23 protein-coding genes and 1 riboswitch are annotated in these 25697 nt (G+C 69.1%); of the genes, 11 read left to right on the top strand and 12 right to left on the bottom strand.

The genetic code is table 11. The annotated features are described in order from the left end of the window. Nucleotides 1–6 precede the first annotated feature (6 nt). The gene (locus LKO27_RS08635) at nt 7–726 is read right to left on the bottom strand and encodes a DsbA family protein (protein WP_227736992.1); all 720 of its coding nucleotides are present in this window, start codon (nt 724–726) and stop codon (nt 7–9) included. A gap of 58 nt (nt 727–784) precedes the next feature. Further along, nucleotides 785–919: riboswitch (FMN riboswitch) on the top strand. Nucleotides 920–995: 76 nt separating this feature from the next. Here LKO27_RS08635 and LKO27_RS08630 point away from each other — a divergent pair. The 3 genes from LKO27_RS08630 to LKO27_RS08620 all read left to right on the top strand — a co-directional run bounded on the left by LKO27_RS08630 (nt 996) and on the right by LKO27_RS08620 (nt 4416). Beyond that, nucleotides 996–1841: an ABC transporter permease gene (locus LKO27_RS08630; protein ID WP_227736991.1), complete on the top strand. Its 846-nt coding sequence runs from the start codon at nt 996–998 to the stop codon at nt 1839–1841. After that, on the top strand, nt 1838–2839 hold the full coding sequence (locus tag LKO27_RS08625; protein ID WP_227736990.1) for an ABC transporter substrate-binding protein: 1002 nt from the start codon (nt 1838–1840) through the stop codon (nt 2837–2839). Before LKO27_RS08630 ends, LKO27_RS08625 begins: the two co-directional genes overlap by 4 nt. Before the next feature lie 209 nt (nt 2840–3048). Next, entirely contained in the window at nt 3049–4416 is a 1368-nt protein-coding gene (locus tag LKO27_RS08620; RefSeq protein WP_227736989.1) for a dicarboxylate/amino acid:cation symporter, read from the top strand. A 137-nt stretch (nt 4417–4553) separates the two neighbouring features. Here the strand turns inward: LKO27_RS08620 and LKO27_RS08615 are convergent, their stop codons facing one another. Then, nucleotides 4554–5789, bottom strand: coding sequence for an HNH endonuclease signature motif containing protein (locus LKO27_RS08615; RefSeq protein WP_227736987.1), 1236 nt, complete (start codon nt 5787–5789; stop codon nt 4554–4556). A 142-nt stretch (nt 5790–5931) separates the two neighbouring features. After that, complete coding sequence (gene glnA, locus LKO27_RS08610; protein ID WP_227736986.1) at nt 5932–7353, bottom strand: type I glutamate--ammonia ligase; 1422 nt, start codon at nt 7351–7353, stop codon at nt 5932–5934. Nucleotides 7354–7467: 114 nt separating this feature from the next. On the opposite strand from glnA, the gene LKO27_RS08605 reads away from it, so the two are divergent. From LKO27_RS08605 to LKO27_RS08580, 6 genes are all read left to right on the top strand, one after another. Then, nucleotides 7468–7890, top strand: a complete 423-nt coding sequence (locus LKO27_RS08605) for an RDD family protein (RefSeq protein WP_227736985.1) — start codon at nt 7468–7470, stop codon at nt 7888–7890. A gap of 141 nt (nt 7891–8031) precedes the next feature. Next, the gene (locus tag LKO27_RS08600) at nt 8032–9528 is read left to right on the top strand and encodes a S8/S53 family peptidase (RefSeq protein ID WP_227736984.1); all 1497 of its coding nucleotides are present in this window, start codon (nt 8032–8034) and stop codon (nt 9526–9528) included. Beyond that, nucleotides 9525–10094: an RNA polymerase sigma factor gene (locus LKO27_RS08595; RefSeq protein WP_227736982.1), complete on the top strand. Its 570-nt coding sequence runs from the start codon at nt 9525–9527 to the stop codon at nt 10092–10094. Before LKO27_RS08600 ends, LKO27_RS08595 begins: the two co-directional genes overlap by 4 nt. Beyond that, nucleotides 10091–10564, top strand: coding sequence for a hypothetical protein (locus LKO27_RS08590; RefSeq protein WP_227736981.1), 474 nt, complete (start codon nt 10091–10093; stop codon nt 10562–10564). The genes LKO27_RS08595 and LKO27_RS08590 overlap by 4 nt, the downstream gene beginning before the upstream one ends. A gap of 1 nt (nt 10565) precedes the next feature. Then, complete coding sequence (locus LKO27_RS15580) at nt 10566–13055, top strand: CHAT domain-containing protein (RefSeq protein ID WP_227736980.1); 2490 nt, start codon at nt 10566–10568, stop codon at nt 13053–13055. A 113-nt stretch (nt 13056–13168) separates the two neighbouring features. Continuing rightward, nucleotides 13169–13765 (top strand): hypothetical protein, encoded by a 597-nt coding sequence (locus tag LKO27_RS08580; RefSeq protein WP_227736978.1) that lies wholly within the window; start codon nt 13169–13171, stop codon nt 13763–13765. An 11-nt stretch (nt 13766–13776) separates the two neighbouring features. On the opposite strand, the gene LKO27_RS08575 is transcribed toward LKO27_RS08580, so the two are convergent. From LKO27_RS08575 to LKO27_RS08545, 7 genes are read right to left on the bottom strand one after another with little or no spacing between them, the layout of a single operon-like run. Next, nucleotides 13777–15537, bottom strand: a complete 1761-nt coding sequence (locus LKO27_RS08575; RefSeq protein WP_227736977.1) for an ABC-F family ATP-binding cassette domain-containing protein — start codon at nt 15535–15537, stop codon at nt 13777–13779. Between the two features lie 7 nt (nt 15538–15544). Next, nucleotides 15545–16312 carry a DUF4191 domain-containing protein gene (locus LKO27_RS08570; RefSeq protein ID WP_227737260.1) on the bottom strand — a complete coding sequence of 256 codons (768 nt, stop codon included), beginning with the start codon at nt 16310–16312 and terminating at the stop codon, nt 15545–15547. Beyond that, nucleotides 16309–17250 (bottom strand): lipoyl synthase, encoded by a 942-nt coding sequence (locus tag LKO27_RS08565; RefSeq protein ID WP_227736975.1) that lies wholly within the window; start codon nt 17248–17250, stop codon nt 16309–16311. Before LKO27_RS08565 ends, LKO27_RS08570 begins: the two co-directional genes overlap by 4 nt. A 10-nt stretch (nt 17251–17260) precedes the next feature. Further along, nucleotides 17261–17929 (bottom strand): lipoyl(octanoyl) transferase LipB, encoded by a 669-nt coding sequence (lipB, locus tag LKO27_RS08560; RefSeq protein ID WP_227736974.1) that lies wholly within the window; start codon nt 17927–17929, stop codon nt 17261–17263. Nucleotides 17930–17976: 47 nt separating this feature from the next. After that, nucleotides 17977–18192: a DUF1731 domain-containing protein gene (locus LKO27_RS08555; protein WP_227736972.1), complete on the bottom strand. Its 216-nt coding sequence runs from the start codon at nt 18190–18192 to the stop codon at nt 17977–17979. Beyond that, on the bottom strand, nt 18192–19280 hold the full coding sequence (locus LKO27_RS08550) for an NAD-dependent epimerase/dehydratase family protein (RefSeq protein ID WP_227736971.1): 1089 nt from the start codon (nt 19278–19280) through the stop codon (nt 18192–18194). The genes LKO27_RS08555 and LKO27_RS08550 overlap by 1 nt, the downstream gene beginning before the upstream one ends. A gap of 40 nt (nt 19281–19320) precedes the next feature. Further along, complete coding sequence (locus LKO27_RS08545; RefSeq protein WP_227736969.1) at nt 19321–20520, bottom strand: sorbosone dehydrogenase family protein; 1200 nt, start codon at nt 20518–20520, stop codon at nt 19321–19323. A gap of 62 nt (nt 20521–20582) precedes the next feature. Between LKO27_RS08545 and rarD the strand changes: the two genes are divergently transcribed. Continuing rightward, nucleotides 20583–21470, top strand: a complete 888-nt coding sequence (rarD, locus tag LKO27_RS08540; RefSeq protein WP_227736967.1) for an EamA family transporter RarD — start codon at nt 20583–20585, stop codon at nt 21468–21470. A gap of 33 nt (nt 21471–21503) precedes the next feature. Here rarD and sucB read toward each other — a convergent pair whose 3' ends face one another. Continuing rightward, complete coding sequence (gene sucB, locus LKO27_RS08535) at nt 21504–23327, bottom strand: 2-oxoglutarate dehydrogenase, E2 component, dihydrolipoamide succinyltransferase (protein WP_227736965.1); 1824 nt, start codon at nt 23325–23327, stop codon at nt 21504–21506. 56 nt (nt 23328–23383) lie between these two features. Continuing rightward, a complete protein-coding gene (locus LKO27_RS08530) occupies nt 23384–24781 on the bottom strand; it encodes an FAD-dependent oxidoreductase (protein ID WP_227736964.1) in 1398 nt (465 codons plus the stop codon). 93 nt (nt 24782–24874) lie between these two features. On the opposite strand from LKO27_RS08530, the gene LKO27_RS08525 reads away from it, so the two are divergent. Next, complete coding sequence (locus LKO27_RS08525; protein ID WP_227736963.1) at nt 24875–25696, top strand: hypothetical protein; 822 nt, start codon at nt 24875–24877, stop codon at nt 25694–25696. Nucleotide 25697: the final 1 nt, after the last annotated feature.

Here is a 25697-nt window from a genome sequence, read left to right as displayed (position 1 = left end):
CCGGCCTCAGGCGCACCCCTCCGGGCCGCACGCGGGCGCGTTCTGGGTTCCCGGGATCGTGATGAACGAGGGCTGGCTCGGGCGGATCTCCTCCCAGACCTGTTCCAGCGCATTCGAGAAGACCTCGGTGGGCTGGGCGCCCGACACGCCGTACTTGTCCTGGAAGACGAAGAATGGCACTCCGTTCACACCGATCTGGCGGGCCTGCTGGATGTCGGCCTCCACGGCGCCGGCGAGCTCCGGATCCGTCAGCGCGGAACGGGCGGCTTCCTCGGTCAGCCCGTTCTCGGTGCCGATACGAACCAGCAGGGAGTCGTCGGTGATGACCTCGCCCTGCTCGAAGTGGGCCGCCAGGAGGGCCTCCTTGACGGCGCCGACGTCGAGTCCGGCGCGTTTGGCCGCGTGGAGGAGCTGGTGGGCCTTGCGGGAGTTGGCCGGCACGAGCGCGTCGAAGTCATATTCCAGGCCCTCGCCGCGCGCCACCTCCGTGACCTGCCCCAGCATGGAGTCCACCTGCGGGGCCTGCAGTCCCTTGACCTTGGAGAGGTAGTCGCGCTCGGAGAGCTCGGAGCGTTCGGGGAGCGTGGGATCCAGCTGGTAGGAGTGCCAGGTCACCGAGACCTGGTCCTTGGCCTCGAAGGACTCGAGTGCCCGCTCGAAGCGCCGCTTTCCGATGAAGCACCACGGGCAGGCGATGTCGGACCAGATGTCGATGTTCAATGTCATGCCACCAGTGTAGTTGCAAAATCAACTAACTTCTTGGTGTAGTGTTTCTAGCACACGAAGCGTGTTCCGGGGTCGGTGAAAGTCCGAACCGGCGGTTACAGCCCGCGACCCTCCCACCGCCGCAAGGCACCGGGAGGTTGACTCGGTGGAACTCCGAGGCCGACAGTCAGAGTCTGGATGGGAGGAGCGCGTGGGCTGCGGCCGTGCCTGCATTCGGGCGGCCGCTGCTTTGCGAACCCCGGGACCTGACAGAAGGGATCGGGGTTTTCTTGACCGTCCAGGAGCGCAACCGCGCCCGGGCCTTCGCGCGGCTCGGGGTCTGGTCCGCCTATCCGGCGCGCACGAGGCCGGCGCGCGGCACGCAACGCTGGTTGCCGGCGAGCGTCGCAGCGGCCCTGCTGCTCGGCATCTGGCTGCTGGTCACGCGCGGGGAGGTGGTCGACGCCGTCTTCCTGCCGGACCCGGTGGCCGTCTGGGACAGGATCGTGGTGTGGACCGGCAACGGCACCATCTGGCGCTACCTGTGGCCCACCATCCTGGCCGCGGTCCTCGGATCGGTTCTCGCCGTGGTCACGGCTCTCGTCCTGGGCATCCTGATCGCGCACTCGCGGTTGCTGTCGGCCATGATCGAGCCCTTCGTCGCCTTCTCCCAGACGATCCCCCTGGTGGCGATCGCCCCGCTGCTGGCGCTGTGGATCGGCTACGGGCTGGTCCCCATCGCCGTCCTGTGTGCCATCGTCGCGTTCTTCCCCATGGTCACCACCACCATCGTCGGGTTCCGGAGCCTCGACATGCGCATCGTGGAGAACGCGTGGCTCGACGGAGCAGGGGCCGGGGAACGCCTGTGGCACATCGAACTCCCGATCGCCGCGCCCGCCATCCTCGCGGGCATCAGGGCCGGTTTCGTGCTCTCGATGACCGGCGCCATCGTGGGCGAGTTCGTCATCGGCGGCGCCGGACTCGGAACGCTGCTCACCATCTCGCGTGAGGCCACCGACACCGTCGGGGTCTTCGCCGTCCTGATCTGGATCGCCGCCGTGGCGCTGGTCCTGCAGGGCATCATCCACGCCGCGGAACGCGCCAGTGTCCGCCGTCTGCAAGGAGAAACAACATGAACCTCAGCCGTCGCAACCTGCTCTGGGGAGCCGCGCTGGTCCCACTCGGACTTGCCGCCTGCTCGCCCGACGTTCAGCCGCCAGCGGCAAGCACGTCGCCGGAGGTCGAGGTCCAGGACCTGACCGTCGGTCTCACCTACATCCCGAACGTCCAGTTCGCGGCGTTCTACGTCGGGGTCAGTGAGGGCATCTTCGACTCCGCCGGACTCAACGTCACCATCCGCCACCACGGTGCGCAGGAGGACGGCTTCGGCGCCCTGCTCTCGGGCGAGGAGGACGTGGTGTTCGCCTCCTCCGACGAGGCCGTGGTGTCCTCCCTGCAAGCGCCCGAACTGCGCACCTTCGCCACCGCCTACCAGCAGTTCCCGGGCGTGGTCATCGTTCCTGCGGAGGCCGGGGTCACGTCGCTGGCCGACCTCAAGGGCCTGCGCATCGGCATTCCCGGCCATTTCGGATCCACCTACTACGCGGCGCTGGCGGCGCTGCACAACGGCGGTCTGACCGAGGACGACGTCGAACTCACCGACATCGGCTACACCCAGGTTGCCGCGCTGACGACGGGGAAGGTGGATGCTGTCGTCGGCTTCACCAACAACGAGACGGTCCAGTTCGTCATGTCCGGGGTGGACGTGGTGGAACTGCCCGTGCAGCCGGCGGAGGAGGCCTCCCTCGTGGGACCCGGCCTGATCACCCGCGAAGGACACCTCCCAGACGACGTCCTGAGCCGCTTGGCCGAGGCCATGAGGACCGCCGAGCAGCGGATAATCGAGGACCCGGAGCTCGCCATCACGGCCACGGCGGAGCACGTGCCGACCCTCGCCGACGACGCCCAGAAGGCCGCCGCGGAGGCGGTCCTGGAGGCGACGACGAAGCTGTGGCTCCGCGACGGTGAGGTCAGCGTGGCCGTCGACGAGGCCGCCTTCGAGCGGATGGGTCGTTTCCTCGTCGACGTGGGCATCATCGACACCGAGCCCGCCGAGACGACGATCAGCTTGTGACCGCCGGTTTGCCATCGGGATCGGGAAGTGCTGGGATACGCACATGGACCTGATGCTCGTGACCCGCGCCTGGGTCGACCTGCGCCGTCAGGCCTCCGCCGCCTGTTGAGTTGAGCTCCAGGACGCACCACCCGCCCGCCGTCCCGCAGGGCACCATCAGCCTGCCGTCGCAGTCCGACGCGCGCTCCACCCACCCGTGAAGAAGGATCATGTCCGCAACCCGTGAGGTCTCCGCCGAAGAGGCGGGCCAGAAAACCAGTCCCTCCAAGAACCCGCTTTCCAAGTTCAGCGTCCAGGTCGTGCTGGGCCTCGTCGCAGGCGTCGTGCTGGGCGCGCTCGCCGTCGTCCTCGGCCCTTCGGGCGAGGGCGAACCCAACTGGCTCACCGCCACCCTCTCCGAGGTCGGCGGCGCCTACGTCAGCCTCCTGAAGCTGCTCGTCGTCCCCTTGGTCTTCACTGCGGTGATCAGTTCCATCGCACGCCTGCGGGAGGTGGCCAACGCCGCCCGCCTTGCCGTCCAGACCCTGATCTGGTTCGGCATCACCGCCTTGGCGTCGGTGATCATCGGCATCCTCGTCGGCGTCGTCTCGAGCCCATGGCTGACCGCCGGGGTCTCCGGTGACGCCGCGGCCGAGCCCAGCCGGGTCGGTTCGTGGACCGCCTTCCTCACAGGTCTGGTCCCCACCAACTTCCTCGGCCTGGAGGTGGGTGTCCGGGGCACTGCGGAGACCGGATTCACCGGGAGTGTCGGCTTCAACGTCCTGCAGATCATCGTGTTGTCCATCGCCTTCGGTGTCGCGGCCCTGAAGGTGGGGGAGAAGGCCGCCGGCTTCATCGCCTTCACCGAGTCCGCGCTCGCCGTGGTCCAGAAGGTGCTGTGGTGGGTCATCCGCCTGGCGCCGATCGGCACTGCAGCGCTCATCGGCCGGGCGATCGTCACCTATGGCTGGGACTCCCTGGCCTCGCTGGGAGCGTTCGCGATCGCGCTCTACGTCGGTCTGCTGCTCGTGTGGGTGGTCGTCTACCCGGTGATCCTGCGCCTCCACGGACTGTCGGTGCTCCAGTTCTACCGGAACGTCTGGCCAGTCACCACGCTGGGATTCGTCACGCGCTCATCCATGGGCGTGCTTCCCGTCACCGAGCAGGTGACCGAGCGCAACATGGGCGTGCCACGCTCCTATGCCAGCTTCGCCGTGCCGCTCGGCTCCACCACCAAGATGGACGGCTGCGCCGCGGTCTACCCGGCGCTCGCCGCCATCTTCGTTGCCCAGTTCTACGGCGTCGACCTGCAGATCACGCACTACCTGCTGATCGCTTTCGTGTCCGTCCTGGGGTCCGCCGCAACGGCCGGCACCACCGGCGCGACGGTGATGCTGACCCTGACCCTGTCGACCCTCGGCCTGCCGCTCGAAGGAGTCGGCCTGCTGATCGCCGTCGATTCCATCGTCGACATGGGACGCACCGCCCTCAACGTCACCGGTCAGGCGCTCGTGCCGACCATCGTGGCCAAGCGGGAGGGAATCCTCGACGAGGACACCTACAACGCCGTGCCTGAGTTCGAGGGCATCAAGATCTGACCCGCTGGGGAACCCGGCCGCGAGCGTTGGCAGCCTGATTGAGCGCAACAAAGTGCCTGGGTGCCGGGCGCCCGTTCGCGAACCGCCGGATGGAAACCACGCTCGCCTGAAACCGACAGCGCAGTGCCGCTCGAACTCTAGGCGGCAGGCCGGTGGGGCGAGAAGAAGATGCAGCTGGTGTCCATGGGCCAGCCGCGGGTGGGTTGCTCAACGGGCGGGTCGTGGCTGGGCCGAGGGATGTGCTCGGGGATCTGGGGAGCGATCTCCCAGCCGCCGTGGCCACGGAAGACGAGGCCGTCGGGTGTGGCGGGACTCCCGGTGATGGAGAAGAAGCCCTGGTGGTGCTGCGAATGGTGCCGGGGACACAGGGATATCACCGTGTCCATGTCTGTGGTGCCGCCCTTCCTCCAGTGCTGGAGGTGGTGGTTCTCAAGGAAACCGGTGGCGGTGCAGCCGGGGAAGCGGCAGCCGCCGTCGCGGTCCTCGACGAGGGTGCGGGTGCGTGCGGGCACGATCCGCATCGAGCGGCCCACCGAGACGGGTGAGGCGCCGTCCAGCCACACGGGGCGGAGGTCGCCCTCGCAGGTGAGCTTGTCCACGAGGTGCTGGGGGAGGGCGCCGCCTCCCTTGTTGATCCAGCCGCGACCGTCGGCGCTGAGGTGGACCATCACCTTGTACTGCTCGCGGCGGGAGTCCGACTCCACGGACTTCAGCGATCGTGAGGCGATGAGGAGCATCGCGTCGGACAGGGTGGCGGTTACGTCGCCGTCGTTGAACAGGGTGTCCTTCGCCTCACGCAGCGCCTGCTCCACCAGGGCGCCGTCGAGCGGGTTTGCCTCGAACTTCAGGTGGAAGCGGCCGTCGGTGGTGCCCATTGACACCACCGGGTCGTCGTGGCGGATCTCGGCGGTGCCGTCCTCTGGCGCGACTTGGGCTGGTCCGGGCGCGTCGGCGTCGGGGAGCTCGAACTGGTACTTGCCCAGCACCCGGCGAAGCTGTGGGACCGTCGCGGCGGGCACGAAGGTGGTCACGGACTCGGCGTACTCGGCAGGGACATGCTTGGCGACCACTGCGAGCTGGTCCACGCTGATCTGACCAGCCTCGAACTCGTCGACGAGTTCCGGGAAGTCGGACCGACGCCGGGCGATCGTGACGATGTCCTTGGCCCGTGCAGGCGACATGGCCGCCACGACGCAGAGCCAGTGCTCCGGGGTCTTGATGCCGTCACCGGCCCAGGCGCCACTGGCCACGACGTCGACCATCAATTCCACGAGGTCTGCGTGCAACTGGGCGAGCTGCCCCGCGATGAGACCGGCGCGCTCCACCGCAGGCTGCCAACGTTCGGCAGGTGGGAGGGTGGTCAGCGCATCCATAGGCTAATAGTACACCAGTTCGAATCCAGCGCCAAGGGGTGTACCGAACCTCCCCCACGGAGACATTCTCGAGCACCCCCCTGACAACAACCCGGCCCCCGACCAGTGCTGGTCGGGGGCCGGGTGGCGCACTCGAGAACGATCAGAGTGCGTAGTACAGCTCGAACTCGTGCGGGTGGGGCCGCATCTGGATGGCCTGGATCTCGGCCCGCTTGAGCTCGATCCAGGTCTCGATCAGGTCAGGGGTGAACACGTCGCCGGCGAGCAGGAACTCGTTGTCCGCCTCGAGGGCGTCGAGGACGGCGTCGAGCGTGGTCGGGACCTGCTCGACCTCGGCGTGCTCCTCCGGCGGCAGTTCGTAGAGGTCCTTGTCGATCGGGGTGGGCGGCTCGATCCGGTTCTGGATGCCGTCGAGGCCTGCCAGGAGCATGGCTGCGAACGCCAGGTAGGGGTTCGACGACGGGTCCGGGCAACGGAACTCGATGCGCTTGGCCTTCGGGTTGGACCCGGTGATCGGGATGCGGATGCAGGCCGAGCGGTTGCGCGAGGAGTAGACCAGGTTCACCGGGGCTTCGAAACCGGGGACCAGACGGTGGTAGGAGTTGACCGACGGGTTGGTGAAGGCCAGCAGGGCGGGAGCGTGCTTGAGCAGGCCGCCGATGTACCAGCGGGCGAGGTCCGAGAGTCCGGCGTAGCCGTTCTCGTCGTAGAACAGGGGCTCGCCGCCGTCCCAGATGGACTGGTGGCAGTGCATGCCCGAGCCGTTGTCCCCGAAGATGGGCTTGGGCATGAATGTCGCGGTCTTGCCCGCCTCCCAGGCGGTGTTCTTGACGAGGTACTTGAACTTCATCACGTTGTCCGCCGACTTCAGCATGGTGTCGAAGCGCCAGTTGATCTCGGCCTGTCCGGCGGTGCCGACCTCGTGGTGGGCCCGCTCGACGATGAGTCCGGAGTTCTCCATGTGGCGCACGATGTCGTCGCGCAGGTCACCGAAGTGGTCCACCGGAGCGACGGGGAAGTAGCCGCCCTTGTACTTGACCTTGTAGCCGCGGTTGCCGCCGTCCTCGACGCGGCCACTGTTCCACGCGCCCGCCTCGGAGTCGATGTGGTAGTAGGAGCTGTTGGCCGTGGAGTCGAAACGGATGTCGTCGAACACGTAGAACTCGGCCTCGGGGGCGAAGTAGGCGGTGTCGCCGACGCCGGTGGAGGCGAGGTAGGCCTCCGCCTTGCGCGCGATGTTGCGCGGGTCCCGGGAGTAGGGCTCCTTGGTCAGCGGGTCATGCACGAAGAAGTTGAGGTTCAGCGTCTTCGACTTGCGGAAGGGATCGACGAAGGCGCTGGTCGGGTCGGGCATGAGCGCCATGTCGGACTCGTGGATCTTCTGGAACCCGGTGATCGATGAGCCGTCGAAGGCCAGGCCGTCGGTGAACACCTCCGGCCCGAATGAACTGGCCGGAACGGTGAAGTGCTGCATGACGCCCGGCAGGTCGCAGAAGCGGCAGTCGACGGTCTCGATGCCTTCTTCCTTGATGTAGGCCAGGAGATCTTCTGCGCCGTTGAACATTGCTTGGTTTCCTCCATTTTGACTTGGGACAGTCGTGATCCTATTGGGCCGCCATTGCTCCGCAGTTGCGCGGGCGTAACAGCCACGTTACACACGGCTCGATATTGTTCTGGGGTGACTGACACCACTGACTACCCCGGCAGCACCCTCGGTCTGCCTGCCTCCGGCCGCGGTTCGCTCGCCGGGTGGTGGCCCAGGATCGGGGCGCTCGTCGGTGACTGGGCGGCGAGCATGGTGGTGGCCGTCGCCCTGTTCGGGGTGCAGGTGATGACGGGTGGCGGGTGGCGCTCCTTCATGATCCTCGCGGTCTACTTCGTGCAGGCCAGCATCCTCACCACACTGACCGGCGGGTCCTTCGGGCAGTTGATCGCCCGGATCGGCGTCGTTCGCCTCGACGGCGAGCCGCTCGGGTTCTGGCGCCCGGTGCTTCGCACTTTCATGAAGTGCCTCGTGATCCCGCACGTGGTGGTGGGGGCGGAGCGCCGCACCCTGACCGACATGCTGCTCGGAACCGCGGTGGTCAACCGCCGGGACTGAGGTTGCCTCCCCTACGACGGCTGAGTGCGCGGTTGCGGGATTAGCATTCACGCAGGGGAGCCGCATTGTGGCGGGGATGTATCAGCGCCGGGCAGGTGCCCTCATTGAAATTGCGAGCAGTTTCCATCGAGAGGACCAAGCATGTCGCCTGATGATCCCGTCCTGAACCCCTACCCACAGTTCGACCCCTACGTCGCGGCTGCCTGGGGTGTCCGCGTGGCAACCACCGAGGAGGGCCGTGCCGTCGCCTACGTCGAGGACTCGCTGCTGGTCACCGCCGAGGTCGGGCGTCTGGCGGGTCTGCTCGATGAGGTCGCTTCCGTGGCCAAGGAGCTGGGACTGGGCGTCGAGCACTCCGAACTCGGCGTGCCCGCGCGCCACGACCCTCCGGTGGAGGGCCTGAACCCCGAGACCGGGAAGGTGACCCTCGACGGCGTGACCGGCACCGTCGATGCCCTGACCGTGCTGCAACGGATAGGACGGGGCAAGGGACTCGCGCTCGACCACATCATGGTCGCGACGCCCTACTACGCCGGGGTGCCCTACTACGCGGGCGTCCCGTACTACGCAGGTGTGCCCTACTACGCTGGCGTTCCCTATTACGCAGGCGTCGGAGCGCCGGTCACCAGCTACGGCGCCCCGGGCATGGGAGGCCGGGCGCCCGTGGCCGTCGTGCTCCCGGACCCTGCCGAACGCAGGCGGGAGCTGAAGCGGGCCCCCGTCGTCGTCATCCCGGACACGGGACTGGAGAAGCATCCGTGGTTCGCCGACGCCAGCCTTGCCACGGCGGAGGTGTACGTCGACGGCCAGCTTCTGGGCCGCTTCGGATCGGTCCCGGGATCCGCCACTCCGGAACCGCCCCGCAACCCGCTCGACGGGACAGTGCCTCCGTTCGCCGGCCACGGGACGTTCGCCGCGGGCCTGGTGCGTCAGCTGTGCCCCGAGGCGCGCATCCTGGGGATCCCGGTGATGACCGACGACGGTGTGGTCGCGGAATCGTGCCTGCTGGCGACGCTCCAGTCGCTGCGCGCCCGCCAGCTGGGGGCACTTTCGGCCGACGACGAGTCCGAGCTGATCGACATCATCTCCCTTTCGCTCGGTTACTACCACGAACAGCCCGCCGACGCGCTCTCGGACGGACCGTTGCGGCTGCTGCTGGAGGATCTTGGGCGTCTCGGCGTGCTGGTGGTCGCGGGCGCCGGGAACAACTCGACCACGGCACCGATGTTCCCGGCCGGGTTCGCGTCGGGCCCCGCGACGGGGGAGTGCCTCCCGCTCATGGGCGTCGGTGCCCTGAACCCCGAGGGCACCGTCGCCTACTTCAGCAACGCCGGCCCGTGGGTCAGCTGCCACCGCGCAGGGGCTGCCGTGGTCAGCACCATGCCGGTGGACACGGGCGGTGACCGCCAGTCGATCGCGGCCATGGAAGTGGCCGCGCAGCGTCGCGGCACCATCGACACCGACGACTTCTCCGGCGGCTTCGCAACCTGGAGCGGGACCTCCTTCGCCGCGCCCGTGCTGGCCGGGGAACTGGCCAGGCGGCTCGCCGAGGACGAACGGCCCGGCAATCACCTGGCGGAAGCCCTCGACAAGGGCTGGGACGCCATCGCCCACGAACTCGGATGGGAGCGGCCATGACCCAGACCAGCCTGGTCGAGCGGGCCACGACGTTGTTCGAGGACTTCCGCGACGGGCAACCTCACGGTTTCGACCAGCTCGTGGAGTTGCTGACCCCCACGCTGTGGCACATCGCCAGGTCCTGCGGACTGGACCGCTCCGACGCCCAGGACGTCGTCCAGACCGCCTGGCTACGGTTGGTGGACAAGCAGGCCACGTTGGAGAACCCGCAGCTGGTCCTCGCGTGGCTGGGCACCACCGTGCGCAGGGAGGCTTGGCGGGTGCGCAGGCAACAGCAGCGCTCGACATCCTGGGAGGAGCCCCCGGAGCAGGCGGATTCCGCCCCGGATCCCGCGGAACTCGTAGCGCTCGGGCAGACCAGGGAGATCCTCTGGCGCCATTTCTCCACATTGTCACCGCGGTGCCGCGCCCTCCTGCGTGTGATCAGCAGGGGAGGCCCCCCCGACTACGCGGTCCTGGCCGAATCCCTTGGCATGCCCGTGGGCTCCATAGGCCCAACCCGCGGTCGGTGCCTCGCGACGTTGCGCAAGGCGCTCAGCGACGACCCCATCTGGAGTGCATCATGACCGAAGCCTGGCAGGAGCCCATCGACGAGCTGGACCTGGGCATCCTCGCACAACTGCAGGACCTGTTCGACACCGTGGACCCGCCGCCGCCCCACCTCTCCGATGAGGTGGTCTTCGCCGTCTCGCTGGCAGCGCTCGATGCCGAACTGGCGACGCTGAAGGCCCAGTCGGAGTTGTTGCTGCGCAGCAGCGGTGCGGCCTCCACCGACGCCGTCACCTTCACCAGTTCGGCGCTGCAGCTGATGGTTTCCGCCTCCGACGACGACGGCGAGACCCTGCGCATCGACGGCTGGGTCACAGGTGGCGGCATCGAGGTGGAACTGCTGCGCGGCTCCGAGGCCGTCGAAGCCATCTCCGACGCGCACGGCCGGCTCGTGTGGAGGCGTGTTCCGCACGGGCCGGTGCGGTTCCTCATCCATCCGTCCACCGCCGGGTCCCGGCCTGTACTGACGCCGGTGATAGAGCTGTGAGGTGACAGCCGCCGATCCGCTGGGACAGGCCAGGGAGGCCTACCAGGAAGCCAGGACCGCCGTCGCGCAGTACCGCCTGCCGGATGCGCGTCGCTGCCTGAGGCGTGCCCGGGAACTGCTCGCCACTGCCGAGACCGGCGCGGACGAGCGCTTCGAGCTGGGTCTGCGGATCCAGCTCACCGGTTCCTGGGTGACCTGCGATGACCACGGGCTGGGCCGGGCGTTGGACGAGGTCAGGGCGGCCGGACGCAGCGCCGAAGCGGCCGGGCGGCGGGACCTGCTGGCGCTGGCCCACGTCCAGGCGGGAGTGTTGAGGGCGAGGGCGGGCTTCGTCGAGGACGCACTTGACGAACTCCGCCCGGCCGTCGCCCTCTCGGACGCGCTCCCGGTGGATGATCGCGTTCGTCTGCTGATCAACAAGGGCACCATGGGGTCGGAGGCGGGTCATCTCGACGAGGCGGCAGCAGACCTCGCGACGGCGGCGGAGCTCGCCGCGGAGCTGCCCGAGTACGCCTTCATGGCCCGGCACAACCACGGGTTCGTGGAGTACCTGCGGGGTGACCTCCCCGCCGCGTTGCGGTCCATGCACGCCGCCGACGAGATGGAGGTCCAGGTGGACCGCGCCGTCTCCCGCCTGGACCGTTCCCGGGTCCTGATGGAGGCTGGGCTCCTCGACGACGCGGCCGAACTGCTGGCCGGGACCGTCGACGCGATGAGGCGCACGGGCATGGTGGAGGAACTCACCGCCGCGCTGCTGGACCAGGCACGCTGCGCGCTGCTCCGTGGCAGGCCCGGCGAAGCCGTCGCCGTCGCCGACGAGGTGGTGACACGCTGCGCCGCGCGGGACGAGACGCGCCGCGGACTGGCCGCTTCCGCCGTGCGGCTCGAAGCTCGGCTGGCGGCCACGGAGACAACGGCCGACGACCTCAGCGAGGAAGCCGACCGCTTGGTCGATGCGGCCGTCGGCGCGGGTCTGTCCACGCTCGCGGACCGGGCCCGGGCGTTGCGAGTCCTCTGTCTTGCCAGGTCACTGCACGTGCCAGGGGACGCCGAGACCGCCGCGGCACTCGGACGGCTCCGCGCGTCGCCGTTCCTTGCGACTCGGCTGCTGGCCATCCGTGCCGAGTTGATGCTGGCCTCCGACGGCGACAGCCGTTCGGCGCTGGTGGCCGCGGCCTTGCAGGACGTGACCACCGCCAAGGAGGGCATGGCGAGCCTCGACCTGCGGACGGCGTTGACGATCCACGCCGAGCCCATCATCGCGCTGGATGTCGAACGAGCACTCCTGGAGGGCTCGCCAAGCAGGATGCTGGAGACCACTGAACGGTGGCGGAACGCGCTGGCCACCGTGCCGTCGGTGACTCCGTCCCCGGACGCGGAGACAGCCAGGTTGTTCTCGGAACTGCGGCAACGCCGCGAGGACCTTCGCAGCGCGTCGGACCGGGAGGCCGAGTCGACGGCGGAGACGCAGGTCACCCGGCTGGAGCGCCAGCTCAGGGAGCGGTCCTGGCGTGGCCACACGAGGTCCCGGGCGGAAGTGGGCGGTGGCGGGGACGCGCGGCTGAGCCAGCCGTCGGTGATGCTGAGCTACTTCTGGGCGTCGGGGAGGCTGCACCTGGTGCACGTGCCATCGGCCGCACCCCCGCGGCTGCACCAGGTCCCCGGCGGCATTGACATCCCGGAACTGGCGGCGCGTGCTGCCGCCGATGCCGCTGTGCTCGCGCATGCTCCTCACGGTCCGTTGGCTGCGGCGGTGCAGAGTTCCCTGCTCGACACCCTTGCCCAGCTCGACGACGCGATCCTCCCGGGCGAACTGGAGGACCTCCCCGTGGTGATCGTGCCGAGTGGGAAGCTCGCCAGGCTCCCGTGGGGAATGCTGCCGCGGCTGCGGCACCGCAGTCTCACGCTCAGCCGTTCGGTGGCGTCCTGGCGGGGGAACGCGACCCGGAAGAGCGGCACGGTGGCGGTGGGGGTGGCCACCGGACCGGACCTGTTCCTGGCCGAGAACGAGGCGCAACGAGTCGCGGCATGCTGGCCGGGGGCGATCCGGGTCCCTGGATCGCCCGCGGAGGTGCGTTCGGCACTCGCCTCCCACGACGTCGTCCACATCGCTGCCCATGGCGAGCACAGGGCTGACAATCCGCTGTTCTCCTCCGTGCGCCTCCAGGGCGGCTCCCTGTTCGCCCACGAACTCGAGGGGTTGGACGTCAAGGCCTCCTTGGTGGTGCTGTCGGCCTGCGGGTCCGGCCGTTCAAGGCTGCGCCCCGGGGACGAGGCGCTCGGGCTGACTTCGAGTCTGCTGGCGCTCGGGGTGCGGGCCGTGGTGGCACCTCTCACCGACGTCCCGGACGACGTCGCGTGTGAGACCATGGCAGGTCTTCACGCAGGGTTGGCTGCGGGCCACGACGGTCCGGAGGCGCTGGCAAAGGCTTCCCCCAGCCTGCTCGCGCGAAGCTTCAGCTGGTTCGGGTCTCCCTGGAGCCGGGACTGAGCAGAAGGCAGCGCGCCTGCCCGGCACGGGCGACAGGACGGGAGTGGATCACCGAGTGCGACACTCCGGAGACCGGCTTCAACGGCTGCCGCTCCTGGATCTGGACGTCCTACGTGACCCGCACCAGGACCGCATCGGGCTGGCAGTACAACCACGTCGAGGGCTGGGTCTTCAACAACATGGTGCGCTTCAGCACCAGCCACTATGCGCAGTACACCGGCACCGGCAGCTCCCTGATCACGCTGCCGGTGGGTGCCACCGAGCTGTACGTGCAGGCGGCGCATCAAGGGTCCGGCAATTTCGCCGTCTGGGGGCTGGACGCGAGCAACAGCCAGACCGACCTGGCGATCAACGAGATCGGTCCGAGCAGGGCCAGCGGCGCAATCGGGATCTTCGACGACGACACGGTGAAGCTGGAGGTCACCGCGAACGGATCGTGGAGCATCACGGTGAGTCCGTTGTCAGCAGCCCCGAAACTGGGAGCGCAGGGTGCCTCGGGAACGGGAAGCGCCGTGCTCTGGTACTACGGAGACCCCCGGTCCTACACCGTGTCCAGCAAGGGAGAGGGTTACGTCGGCATCTGGCAGTGGGGGAGTGAGGATTCCAAGCTGCTCGTCAATCAGGTCGGTCCCTACTCCGGTCAGGTGGGGTTCCTCGGCGGACCCTCAGTGCTGGAGATCGATGCCGACGGGGAGTGGAAGATCAGCTGAGTGGGGGGACTTCACTCCTCAGCTGCCACCAGCCAGGCCTCTTCCACCTCGTCCTTGCGGGCCTCGGCTGCCCTGAGTTCTTCGTCCAGCCTCGCGAGGGCCTCGAAGTCCGTCGCCGAGGCGGCCATCGCCGCGTGCAACCGGTCGATCTCGGACTCCAGCTTTGTGAGCTGCGACTCGAGCCGCGCGAGTTCCTTCTTGCGCTGGCGATCAGCTGCCGCGCCGGAGGACTTGCGGGGGGTTGCGGGGGCTGGGTCCGTGGCAGCCGCCTGGGCGGCCCGACGGCGGGCTAGGTACTCCTCGACCCCTCCGGGCAGCAGCACGCAGGAGCCGTCGCCCAGCAGGGCGTAACTCACGTCCGTGACGCGCTCGAGGAAGTAGCGGTCGTGGCTGACGACGATCAGGGTGCCGGGCCACGTGTCGAGGTAGTCCTCGATCACGTTGAGGGTGTCGATGTCGAGATCGTTGGTGGGCTCGTCGAGGATCAGCACGTTCGGCTCCTCGAGGAGCAACCGCAGGAACTGCAGCCGCCTGCGCTCACCGCCGGACAGGTCGCCGATGCGGGCGACTAGCTTGTCACCGGTGAACCCGAACTCCTCCAGCAGATTTCCGGCGCTGGCCTCGCGGCCGGTCGCGAGCCGTGTCTCCTCCTTCAGGCGGGCCACGGCGTCGAGCACCCTGTCGGTGTCGTCGAGTTCCCCGACGGTCTGGGAGAGGTATCCGATGCGCAGCGTCCGGCCCCGCTTGATCTTGCCGGAGTCCGGTTGGCGGGCGCCGACGAGGAGTTCCAGGAGCGAGGTCTTGCCAGCGCCGTTGACGCCCACCAGCCCGATCCGGTCGCCCGGACCGATGGACCACGTCAACCGGTCCAGCAGCGTCCGGTCCCCGGCGCGGTAGGTGAGGTTCGTGAGGTCGAAGACGTCCTTGCCGAGCCGGCTCACGGCGAACTGCTCGAGGCTGAGCTTGTCCCGCGGGGGCGGCACGTCGGAGATCAGCTGCTCTGCGGCGTCGATCCGGAACTTGGGCTTGGACGTGCGGGCTGGTGCCCCTCGCCTCAGCCAGGCGAGTTCCTTGCGGGCCAGGTTCTTGCGCCGCGACTCGTTCGCGGCCGCCTGACGCTGCCGCTCGACGCGGGCCAGCACGTAGGCCGCGTATCCGCCGTCGTAGGAGTCCACGACGCCGTCGTGCACCTCCCAGATCCGGGTGCACACGGCGTCGAGGAACCAGCGGTCGTGGCTGACCACGAGCATCGCCAGGCCTGCGCGGGTCCGTGCCACCAGGTGCTCGGCCAGGAAGGCGACGGCCTCGACGTCCAAGTGGTTGGTGGGCTCGTCAAGGACGACGAGGTCGTGCTCGCCCATCAGGACCTCCACGAGTCCCACGCGCCGGCGCTCACCGCCGGAGAGGGAATCGATCGGGCGGTCCAGGTCGATCCCCGCCAGCAAGGACTCCACCAGCGCCCGGCGCTCTGGGCGGGCGGCCCACACGTGGTCGGGCTCGTCGTCGAGCAGGACCTTCCGGACGGTTTCCCCCGGGAGTCCGACATGCTGTTGGCCCAGCGTTCCGATGGAGGCGGAGTTGGAGATGGTGACGCGGCCGGCGTCGGGTTCCAACTGTCCGGTCAGGATGCGCAGCAGCGTCGACTTGCCGTCTCCGTTGCGGCCGACGACGCCCACCACCTCGCCGGCGCCGATGCCGAGTGAGACCTCGTCGAGGAGGATGCGGGTGCCGAAGCCGTGGATGACGGATTCGAGGTTTACGAGGTTCGCCACTGGTGGGTCAGCGGCCGCGCATGGCCTGGCGGGAGCCCTTGGTGTTGATGGGACCCTTGGGGATCGGCAGTTTCGGGCGCATGGCGTCGAGGGCCCGGAGCCGAGCCTGGACTTCGGCGATCTTGGCCGGGGTCAACTGCTTCGGGAGCTTCTTGATGTGGTCCACCAGCTTGTCCAGTGGCACCTGGTCAGCACCGTTGCCCATCTGGATGATCTGGACGGGAACGCCGAAGGACACCTGCTCGTGCTTGCGCTTCTCACTGGCCAGCTGTGCCTTGAGTGCCCGCGGGTCGCCCTCACCGATCAGCAGCAGTCCGCCCGGGCCGATGGCGCGGTGGATGACGTCGACGGAGTTGCGGTTGCGCGTGGCAGTGATCACGGGGGTGTAGGCCCACTTCTTGGGCAGCATCTGGAGGGCCACCTCCGCGGACCCGGCCTGGCCCTCGTACCTCTTGTAAGCCGCCTTCTTGGCGCGCTGCACGAAGACCAGCATCGCCACCAGCAAGCCCGCCATGAGGCCGGTGAGGACCCACATCCACCACGGGGACACGAAGAACCCGATGACGAGGAACACCAGGAACGTGCCGCCGCCGACGCCCAGGAGAACCCAAGGGAGTTGCTTGTCGTGCTGGGCGGTGATCCGGTAGGACTCCCGGATCTGGCGCATCCTGCCCCAGTCCTCGGGGTTGGTGGAATTCTTCCGGCGCAGCTTCTCTGCCTTGGCCTCGGCCTTCTGCCGGGCCGCCAGTGCCTTGGCCTTCTCGCTTGCCATCAGTTCTCCAGTGGTGTCTTCTTGCGGGCATCCATCGCCGTCCGGTACAGCCGGCCCGCACGGTAGGAGGAGCGGACGAGGGGTCCGGACAGCACGCCAGAGTATCCGATCTCGCGCGCCTCGGCATCCAGCTCCTCGAACTCCTCCGGCGTGACCCAGCGGTCGATCGGGTGCAGGGTGGCGTTGGGGCGCAGGTACTGCGTGATCGTGATCAGCTCGGCTCCGGCGTCATGCAGGTCACGCAGGGCCTCGGAGATCTCGGCGCGGGTCTCGCCCATGCCCAGGATGAGGTTGGACTTGGTGACCAGACCCTCGTCCCGGGACCAGCGCAGCACCTCGAGCGAGCGTTCGTAGCGGAACCCGGGCCGGATGCGCTTGAAGATGCGGGGGACGGTCTCCACGTTGTGCGCGAAGACCTCCGGGCGGGCGTCGAAAAGCTGCTGGAGCAGTTCGCGCTTGCCCGAGAAGTCCGGTGCGAGCATCTCGACGCCGACACCGGGGTTGACGGAGTGGATCTGCCGGATCGTCTCCGCGTACAGCCAGGCGCCTTCGTCGGGGAGGTCGTCGCGGCACACGCCGGTGACGGTGGCGTAGCGCAGCCCCATCTTCTTGACCGACGAGGCGACGCGCAACGGTTCGCTCGGGTCGTAGCCCTCGGGCTTGGCCGAGGTGATCTGGCAGAAGTCACAGCGACGCGTGCACTGGTCACCGCCGATCAGGAACGTGGACTCCCGGTCCTCCCAGCACTCGTAGATGTTCGGGCAGCCCGCCTCCTGGCAGACGGTGTGCAGGTCGCCCTGTCCGACGATCTCCTGCAGGTCCTTGTAGTTCGGGCCCATCTTCGCGGTGGTGCGGATCCAGGAGGGTTTGCGCTCGATCGGGGTCTGCGCGTTCAGCGCTTCGACGCGGAGGAGACGACGGCCTTCTGGTTTCACGGTCACGGCGTCCACCCTACCCCTTGTCAACGCTGCCAATGAGGGGCGCCAGGTGCTTGCTGAGCAAGGGCTCGAGTTCGGCGGCGACCGCGCGGACCGTCCAGTCGCCGGACAACTCCTCGGCAAGTGAGGTCACCCCCGCGTCCGCGATGCCGCATGGGACGATGTTGGCGAAGTGGGCGGTGCTGGGCTGCACATTCAGGGCGAAGCCGTGCATCGTCGTGCGCCGCGCCACCCGTACCCCGATGGCGCAGATCTTGCGCTCGGGGCGGTCGCCGTCGGAATCGAACCAGACGCCCGTGCGCCCCTCCACCCGCCGGGGGGAGAGGCCATGGGCCGTCAGCAGTTCAATCACCGCTGACTCCAGCCTGCGGACATGGTCGACGACGCCCACGCCGTCGGCCAGGTGGAGGATCGGGTAACCGACCAGCTGCCCGGGTCCGTGGTAAGTGATCTTGCCGCCGCGGTCCACGTCGACCACCGGCGTGCCGTCGAACGGCCGCTCCTGGGGTTCGGTCCTCCGGCCGGCGGTGTAGACGGGCCGGTGCTCGTTGAAGATCACGTGTGCAGGACGGAGACCGGCCGCGACGTCGGCGTGCACCTCGCGCTGGTAGTCCCACACCCGCTGGTAGTCGGTGAGGTGCGGGTCCTCACCCAGACCGAGGTACTCGAAGGTCAACGTCACCGGGCCAGCTTAGTCCCGCCTCCCGGCAGCCACCCCGTGGCCTCGGGTCAGGTGGTGATGTCGGCCACCGCTGAATCGAGGTCCGGGTAACTGAAACGCAGGCCGGCTTCCTCCAGGACCACGGAGGTGACGTGGCGACCTGTGAGCGCCAGGGCAGGGTCAGTTCTCAACAGCGCCGCACCCAGACGGAGCACGGGAGAGGGGGTGGGAACCGGCCAGCGCTTGAGCGGGCCGGGTGCCAGATGCTTGCGCAGTATGGCCATCAGTTCCCGGTTTCGCACTGGCGCGGGTGCGGCCGCGCACACCACCCCGGACGCGAGATCGACGCCGGCCTCGATCCCAGGGCGCCGCGGGCGATCCGGAGCCAGTCCGCCAGATGGATCCAGCTGAACCACTGCTCACCCCCGCCGACAGGGCCCCCCAGGCCCGAGTTCGCCAGGAGTGCGAGGCGCTCGAAGGCAGGGCAATCCTGCTCCAGGACGATCGAGGTCCGCAGGATGGTCACATGTGCCGCGTTGGCACCCTCCACTGCGGCCTCCCATGGCTGGGCGACGCCCGTCATCTGCGGCAGCGCCCCCTCTCGCGGGCTGGCCGGGATCGCCGAATGCTCGGTGAGCCTGGCCTCCCCTGCATCGCCGAAGATGGCGGTCGTGCTGGCCTGGAGCCACCGTGCCAGCGGGGCCCGGAGTCCTTTGGATGCCTCGACGAGGGCGCGCGTCGCGTCCACCCGGGAACTGCGAAGGTCTGCGATGTTGGCTTGCGTGGGTGGACAGTCGACGAGCTTGCCTGCAAGGTTCACCAGCGCGGTCCCATCGCCGGTCAGTTCCGAGGCCCACGCCCCGACGGTGCGTCCGTCCCAGACACTCTGCCGGAAGGAGAGCGCGGGGTCGGAGCGCCGGGTGAGGACCACCACCTCGTGCCCGCGGCACGCGAGATCTGCCGCCAGCTGACGGCCCAGGAATCCGGAGCCGCCCGCGATGACCACCTTGGGTGCGTTCGGCGCGCCGCCCGACTGGGTGAACAATCGTGCGCAGTTCTCTGCGAACCCGGACACGTGGGGCCGGGCGAGCCGTCCTGCAGCGAGCGATGGATAGGGCCCCTGGACAGTAACCCTCTGGGTGAGCAGGGTGCCGTCACCGGATCCGGACAGCGTCCACGAGACGAGCAGCGTGCCCCCGACGAGGGGACTCCGGCAGGTGATCGTGCGCTCTGCAGCGTTCCGGTCCACGGTCTCGGGCAGGCGGGAGACGGCGGGGCTCCAGCACGGGAGGCGGGACGGGTCCCCGATGATCTGCCACAGCTGCTCTGCGGGCAGGTCGAAGTGGTGCTCTTGTGTTCGGGACCAGCTCATGCCCGGACTCTAGGGGGTAGGGGAGTCAGGACCCGGTGCCTCACGCCTCCGCGAGGGCGTAGGACAGAATCCTGTCACCCCCGTTGTTGGACGTCAGCACCCAGATGGTGCCGTCGGGCGCCGCCACGATGTCCCGCAGCCGCCCGGGGCCGCCGTTCAGCACGTCGGTCACGGTGCCGGCCGGGTCGGACTCCAGCATCACCCACATCCGCTCCCCCCGCAGGGCGGCCACATACAGGTTCCCGTCGCGGTACAGCAGCCCGCTCGGGCTGGCTTCGTCAGTGGTCCAGGTGAGAACAGGATCGCGGTACTCGGGCTCGCCCCCGCTGCCCTCCACCTCGGGCCAGCCGTAGTTGACGCCCGGTTCGATGATGTTGAGCTCGTCCCAGGTGTCCTGGCCGAACTCCGTGGCCCACATGGTGCCGTCGTCGGCCCACGCCAGTCCCTGGACGTTGCGGTGCCCCATGCTCCAGACGGCGGAGCCGTTGGGGTTGTCCCCCGGGATGCTGCCGTCCGGATTGACCCGGAGGATCTTCCCCCCGAGATTCAGGGCGTCCTGGCTCCTCGGCTTTTCGGACGCGTCGCCCGTGGCGACGTACAGCTTGCCGTCCGGTCCGAACTTGATCCGGCCGCCGTTGTGCGCCCGTGCCTTCGGGATGTCCTCGATGATCACCGTCGGTTCACCGAGGGTGAAGGTCTCTCCCTGGCGGGCCAGCGGGTAGCTCACCACCCGGTTGTCCCGGGCGGCTGTGTAGTAGACGAACAAGGTGTCGGCGGAGCCGGGGGAGACTTCGATTCCGAGCACGCCACCCTCTGCCTCGGGGCGGGCGTCCTCGATGCGCGCCACCTCGACGACCTCGCCGTCGACGACGGTGCTGATGGTGGCCCGAGCACGCTGGGTGAACAGGGGCTGGTCGTCAACGAACACCAGCGACCAGGGGTTCTCGAGCCCCTCGGCGATGACCTCGGGCTCGCCGGAGGGCAGCATCAGGACGGACTCGCTGGTCTCCGGCGGGCTGCTCGACGGGACCGGGGTCTGCTGGACCGAGGTGCTGTCCGACGGCGACGCGGGCGATTCGGGAGACGCCGGAGGCGCGGAGCTTGGGCTGGTACCGGGTTGGGTCGTGGGGGCCTCGGGCGGGGCGGGCGGTGGCTGGTCGGTCCCGCAACCGGCAAGGGCGACCACAGCAGCGAAAGTGGCCGCGACGGCCGCGGAGCGGCGTTGCCTAATGAAACGCATTCGTGTGCCTCCTGTGACGACCGATTGGTGCTCAGGGCTGCTCTGGGGCAAGGATGCCACACATGAACAAGGGACTTGCCTACAGCGGGGCTGCCTACCTGCTTTGGGCCCTGTTCCCCCTGTACTTCAGGCTGCTCGCAGCGTCCCCTGCGCTCGAGATCATCGGCTACCGGGTGCTGTGCTCGTTGCTGTTCTGTGTCGTGCTGATAGCGCTCGGGAGGCAGTGGCCGGCGCTCCGCGCGGTTGTGGCCAGCCGACGCTCTGTCGTCATACTGGCCGTCGCAGGCGTCCTGGTCACGGCCAACTGGACGGTCTACGTGGTGGGAGTCAATTCCGGGCGGACGCTGGACGCGGCATTGGGCTACTTCATCAATCCCCTGGTCGCGGCCCTCCTCGGCGTGGTGGTCCTGCGGGAACGCCTCGCCCGCCTCCAGTGGCTGGCGTTCGCGGTGGGGGCGGTGGCCTGCGTCGTGCTGGTGGTCGGCTACGGCGAGGTTCCGTGGATCGCCTTCGGCGTCGCCAGCACCTTCGGGGTCTATGGGCTGCTGAAGAACCGGGTGGGGGCACGGGTGCCGGCCCTGGTGGGCCTGGGCGTGGAGACGGCCGCGGTGGCGCCGGTGATGCTGGTCTACCTGCTTTGGCTCGGCGCCTCAGGGGGTGCGACGGCGGATCCCACCACGGGCTACGGCTGGTTGATGTACCTGTCAGGCCCGATCACGGCAGTTCCGCTGTTGCTGTTCGCGGCCGGGGCCAGACGCCTGCGTCTGGTCACCCTGGGGATGGTGCAGTACATCGCCCCGATCGGCCAGTTCCTGCTCGGCTGGCTCGCCTTCGGTGAGCCGATGCCACTGGAGCGGTGGGTGGGCTTCGCGCTGGTGTGGGTCGCCGTGGCGATGTTCGCGCTCAGTGCCGTGCTCCAGCTGGGAAACAGGAGGCGGCAGCCGGACTGACCGGCTGCCGCCTCCTGCGGTTGCTGCTTCGCCTCAGAGGCCGAACTCGCCCCCGAAGTCGCCCTCCTCGAGCCGCTCCTTGACCGCGCTCAGGAAGCGTGCCGCCACCGCGCCGTCGACGAGTCGGTGGTCGTAGCTGAGGGAGATGTACATCATGTCCCGGATGGCGATGGTCTGGCCCCCGAACTTGTCCACCACGACCACCGGGCGCTTGGTCAGCGCACCGGTGCCCAGGATGCCCACCTCGGGCATGTTGAGTATGGGGGTGTCGAACAAGGTTCCGGCCGAGCCGTAGTTGGTGATGGTGAAGGTGCCACCCGAGAGCTCGTCCGGTCCGACCTTGGAGTCCCGGGTGCGCTTGGCAAGGTCGGCGATCTTCTTGGCCAGGCCGGTGACGTTCAGGTCACCGGCGTCCTTGATCACCGGGACCATGAGACCCCGCTCGGTGTCGACGGCGAGACCGATGTGCTCGCCGTCGGCGTAGGTCACTGTGCCCGCTTCGGTGTCGATGGTGGCGTTCAGGACGGGGAACTGCTTGAGCGCCTCGATGGTGGCCGCCATGATGAACGGCAGGTAGGACAGCGAGGCGCCCTCGCGCTTCTTGAAGTCCTCCTTGACCGCGGCACGGATGTGGCTGATCGAGGTCAGGTCCACCTCGACGGTGGCCGTCAGCTGCGCGGAGTTGTGGAGCGATTCCATCATGCGCGAGGCGATCACCTTGCGCATGCGGCTCAGCTTCTCCGTCGTGCCCCTGACCTGCGGGGCGGCGGCGGGAGCGGCTGCGGGCTTCGCCGCGCCGGCTGCTGGAGCGGCGGCAGGCGCGGCCTTCGGCGCCTCGGCCGCACGCTTGGCCTCCTCGGCCGCGGCGAGGACGTCCTGCTTGCGGATGCGCCCACCGACACCGGTGCCCTGGAGCTGTGCGAGGTCGACGCCGTGCTCGGTGGCCAGCTTGCGCACCAGGGGCGTCACGTAGGTGGCGTCACCCTCCGACTCGGCCGCCCGGCGTGCCACAGCCGCCTTGACGGCCTCCGACTGCTCGGGCTTCGGCTCGGGCTTCTTCTCCTCGGCCTGGGGGGCGGGGGTCTCCTTGACGGGCTCGGGCTCCGGCTCGGGCTCGGGTGCGGGCTCCGGTTCGGGAGCGGGCTCCGGCTCGGGAGCGGGTTCGGGAGCAGCGCCCTCGGCGGCCGCCTCACCCACCACTGCCAGCACGTCGCCGACCTGCGCGACGTCGTCCTCGGCGAAGCGGACCTCGAGAAGGGTTCCGGCGACGGGGGAGGGGATCTCGGTGTCGACCTTGTCGGTTGAGACCTCGAGCAGCGGTTCGTCCACCTCGACGGTGTCCCCGACGGCCTTGAGCCAGCGCGAGATGGTGCCCTCAGTCACGGACTCACCCAACGCGGGCAGCGTGACCTCGGTTCCCGTCGCCGCGGCCGAAGCCTGCGGGGCGGGTGCCTCGGAGGCGGGCTCCTCCTGGGCGGATGCCTCCTGGAGCGGCTCCTCCTCGACGGCGGCCTGCGGTGCTGGTGCCTCCTGAGCGGGGGCCGGCTCCTCCTGGGGCTGGGCTGCGGCCTCTTCCTGGCCGGCGGTGTCGCCGCCGGCATCGGAGCCACCGGCTTCGTCGGCGTCGCCGACAACAGCGAGCACGTCTCCCACCTGGGCGACGTCGTCCTCCTCGAACCGGATCTCCAGCAGCACCCCGGCGACGGGGGAGGGGATCTCGGTGTCGACCTTGTCCGTTGAGACCTCGAGCAGCGGCTCGTCGACCTCGACGGTGTCCCCCACGGCCTTCAGCCAGCGGGAGATGGTGCCTTCGGTGACGGACTCGCCCAGTGCCGGCAGGCTTACTTCGGTGGACATGGGTATGTGGCTCCTTCGCTGAGCTTTGTCTATTCCGCCCCCTAGACTAGCCCGCCCTAGCCGTGCATGTGCAGCGCGGCGCCCGCCAGCTGGAGGTTCGCCTCGCCCAGCGCCTCCCCCAGGGTGGGGTGTGGGTGGACCAGGTCGCGCAGGTCCTCCGGGGTGGCCTGCCAGTTGACCAGCAGGGCGCCCTCGGCGATGAGTTCGGCCACGCCGTCGCCGATCGCATGGACCCCGACGATCTCGCCACCCGGGCGGCGGATGATCCGCACGAGACCCGGCTCCTTTTCGCCCGGCGGGCGCAGGATCAGAGCCCTGCCGTTCCCGCGGAGGTGGAAGTCCGCCACCTCCACCGGGCCTCGTTCGCGGGCCTCGGCGCTGGTGAGCCCGACGGAGGCGACCTGTGGCGAGGAGTAGGTGATCCTGGCGATGTCGCGGTCCGCCGGAAGGGTGGGACTCCCGGGGTGCCTGCCGTGGAGGTGGGCGATCCGCTCGGCGACGAACATGCCGTGCGCGTAGCCGCGATGGGCCAACTGCGGTCCGGCAACCACGTCGCCGACGGCGTAGACGCCTCGCGCCGAGGTCTCCAGGTGGTCGTCGACTGCGATGTGGGCACCGTCGAGTCGCAGGCCCGCGTGGGCGACGGGGGCGACGTTCGGCCGGCGTCCGACCGCGACCAGCACCAGTTCGGCTTCGACGGCGTTGCCACCGAGCTGTACGAGCACCCCCGTTTCGGTGTGCTCGACCTCTTCAACTGCCGCGCCCAGGATCACCTCCACGCCGCGGCGACCGAGCTGCCGGGCGAGGATCGCTCCGAAATCGGGCTCCTCACCTGGCAGCAGGCGGTCCGTGGCCTCGACGAGAGTCACGTGGACCCCGAGATCCGCCCACAGGGATGCGAACTCCACGCCGATCACCCCGCCGCCGACGACCACCGCCCGCTTGGGCAGGGTCTCGAGGCCGAGCGCGTGCTCGCTGGTGAGCACCCGGGTGCCGTCCACGGCCAGACCGAGGGTGATTGGTTCGGCGCCGGTGGCGACCACGACGTTGCGCGCCCGGACCACGGCGCCGTCGGCCTCGATCCCGGGTCCACGTTCGTCCAGGACCAACCGCCCGGCCACCGGCAGCACCTCCACCTTGCGGGAACGCAGCAGGCCCTCCAGGCCCTTGTGGAGGCTGGCGACGACGTGTCCCGCGTAGTCCCTGACACCCTTGGCGTCGACGTCGCCGCCCTGCGCGGAGATGCCGAAGGCGGAGGCGCTGAGCACGCTCTGGCGGATCTCGGCGGCGTGCAACCAAGCCTTCGTCGGGATGCATCCGCGGTGCAGGCAGGTGCCACCGACCGGGCCGGGGTCCACCATCACGACGTCGAGTCCGAGCTGCGCCGAGCGCAGTGCGGTTGCGTAGCCTGCCGAGCCGGCTCCCAGGATGGCGACGTCGCGGGTCTTGTTCATGGCGTCCAGTCTGTCAGGTCTTTTGTGATGCTTGCCCGGGCGTGCACTAGAGTGCGCGGGAGAAGCAGACCCCCGGAAAATGTGGAGCGCACCGTGAAGACCTCAATGAAGAAGGCGGGAGTGCTGGCCGCGGCCACTGCCCTGACCGCGTCCCTCGCGTTCCTGGGCTCGACCATGGTCGCCAGCGCCGCTCCGGTGACCGTGGAGGTCGACGCGGACTACGTGCTGCCAGGGGGTGTCGCCCAGCTCACGATCGCAGGATGCTCCGTCGGGGCGACGCTGACGATCACGGGCGGCGTGGAGGACGAGACCATCACCGTCGCGGAGGGCACCCTCCCCATGGTCACGCCCCTGCCCTACGAAGAACTGGCCCCCGGGTCGACGGTCAGCTACTCAGCCACCTGCACGCCCGCCGAGGGCTCGGCGGAGGCCGAGACCACGGCCTCGGACTCCACCTACGTCTTCGGGAGCTGGATCGATGCCGTCCCGCCGGAGTTCTACGCGGGAGAACCGGTCACCATCACCGCCGGGGACTTCGAGCCCGGGGTGTCCGTGGGTCTGGAGCTCTACCCCGAGGACGGCACGGAACTGTTGTTCAGTGCCCCGCTCGGGGTGTCGGGCGCGGACTACAGCGCCAGCGCCGACGTCACCTTCCCGGCCGAGCTCGAGTGCGGGACCTATGACCTGGATGTGGTGGGTGGGGAACAGCTTGTCCTCGCGCAGCTCTACATCTGTGGTGAGCCGACCCCGACTCCGACCCCGTCTCCCACGCCCTCGGAGACGGTCACCCCGAGCGCATCGCCCACAGTGACGGCCTCTGCGACGGCGACAGCCACGCCCAGCGCCACGGCCAGTGCCACCACGAGTGCGCCGCGCCCTGCCGCGGGACCGGGCCTGCCCGCCACCGGCGTGTGAG

The organism is Tessaracoccus sp. OS52, from assembly GCF_020687685.1.
In the GTDB taxonomy this organism is placed as follows: domain Bacteria; phylum Actinomycetota; class Actinomycetes; order Propionibacteriales; family Propionibacteriaceae; genus Arachnia.
This window is presented reverse-complemented; position numbering and strand designations above follow the sequence as displayed.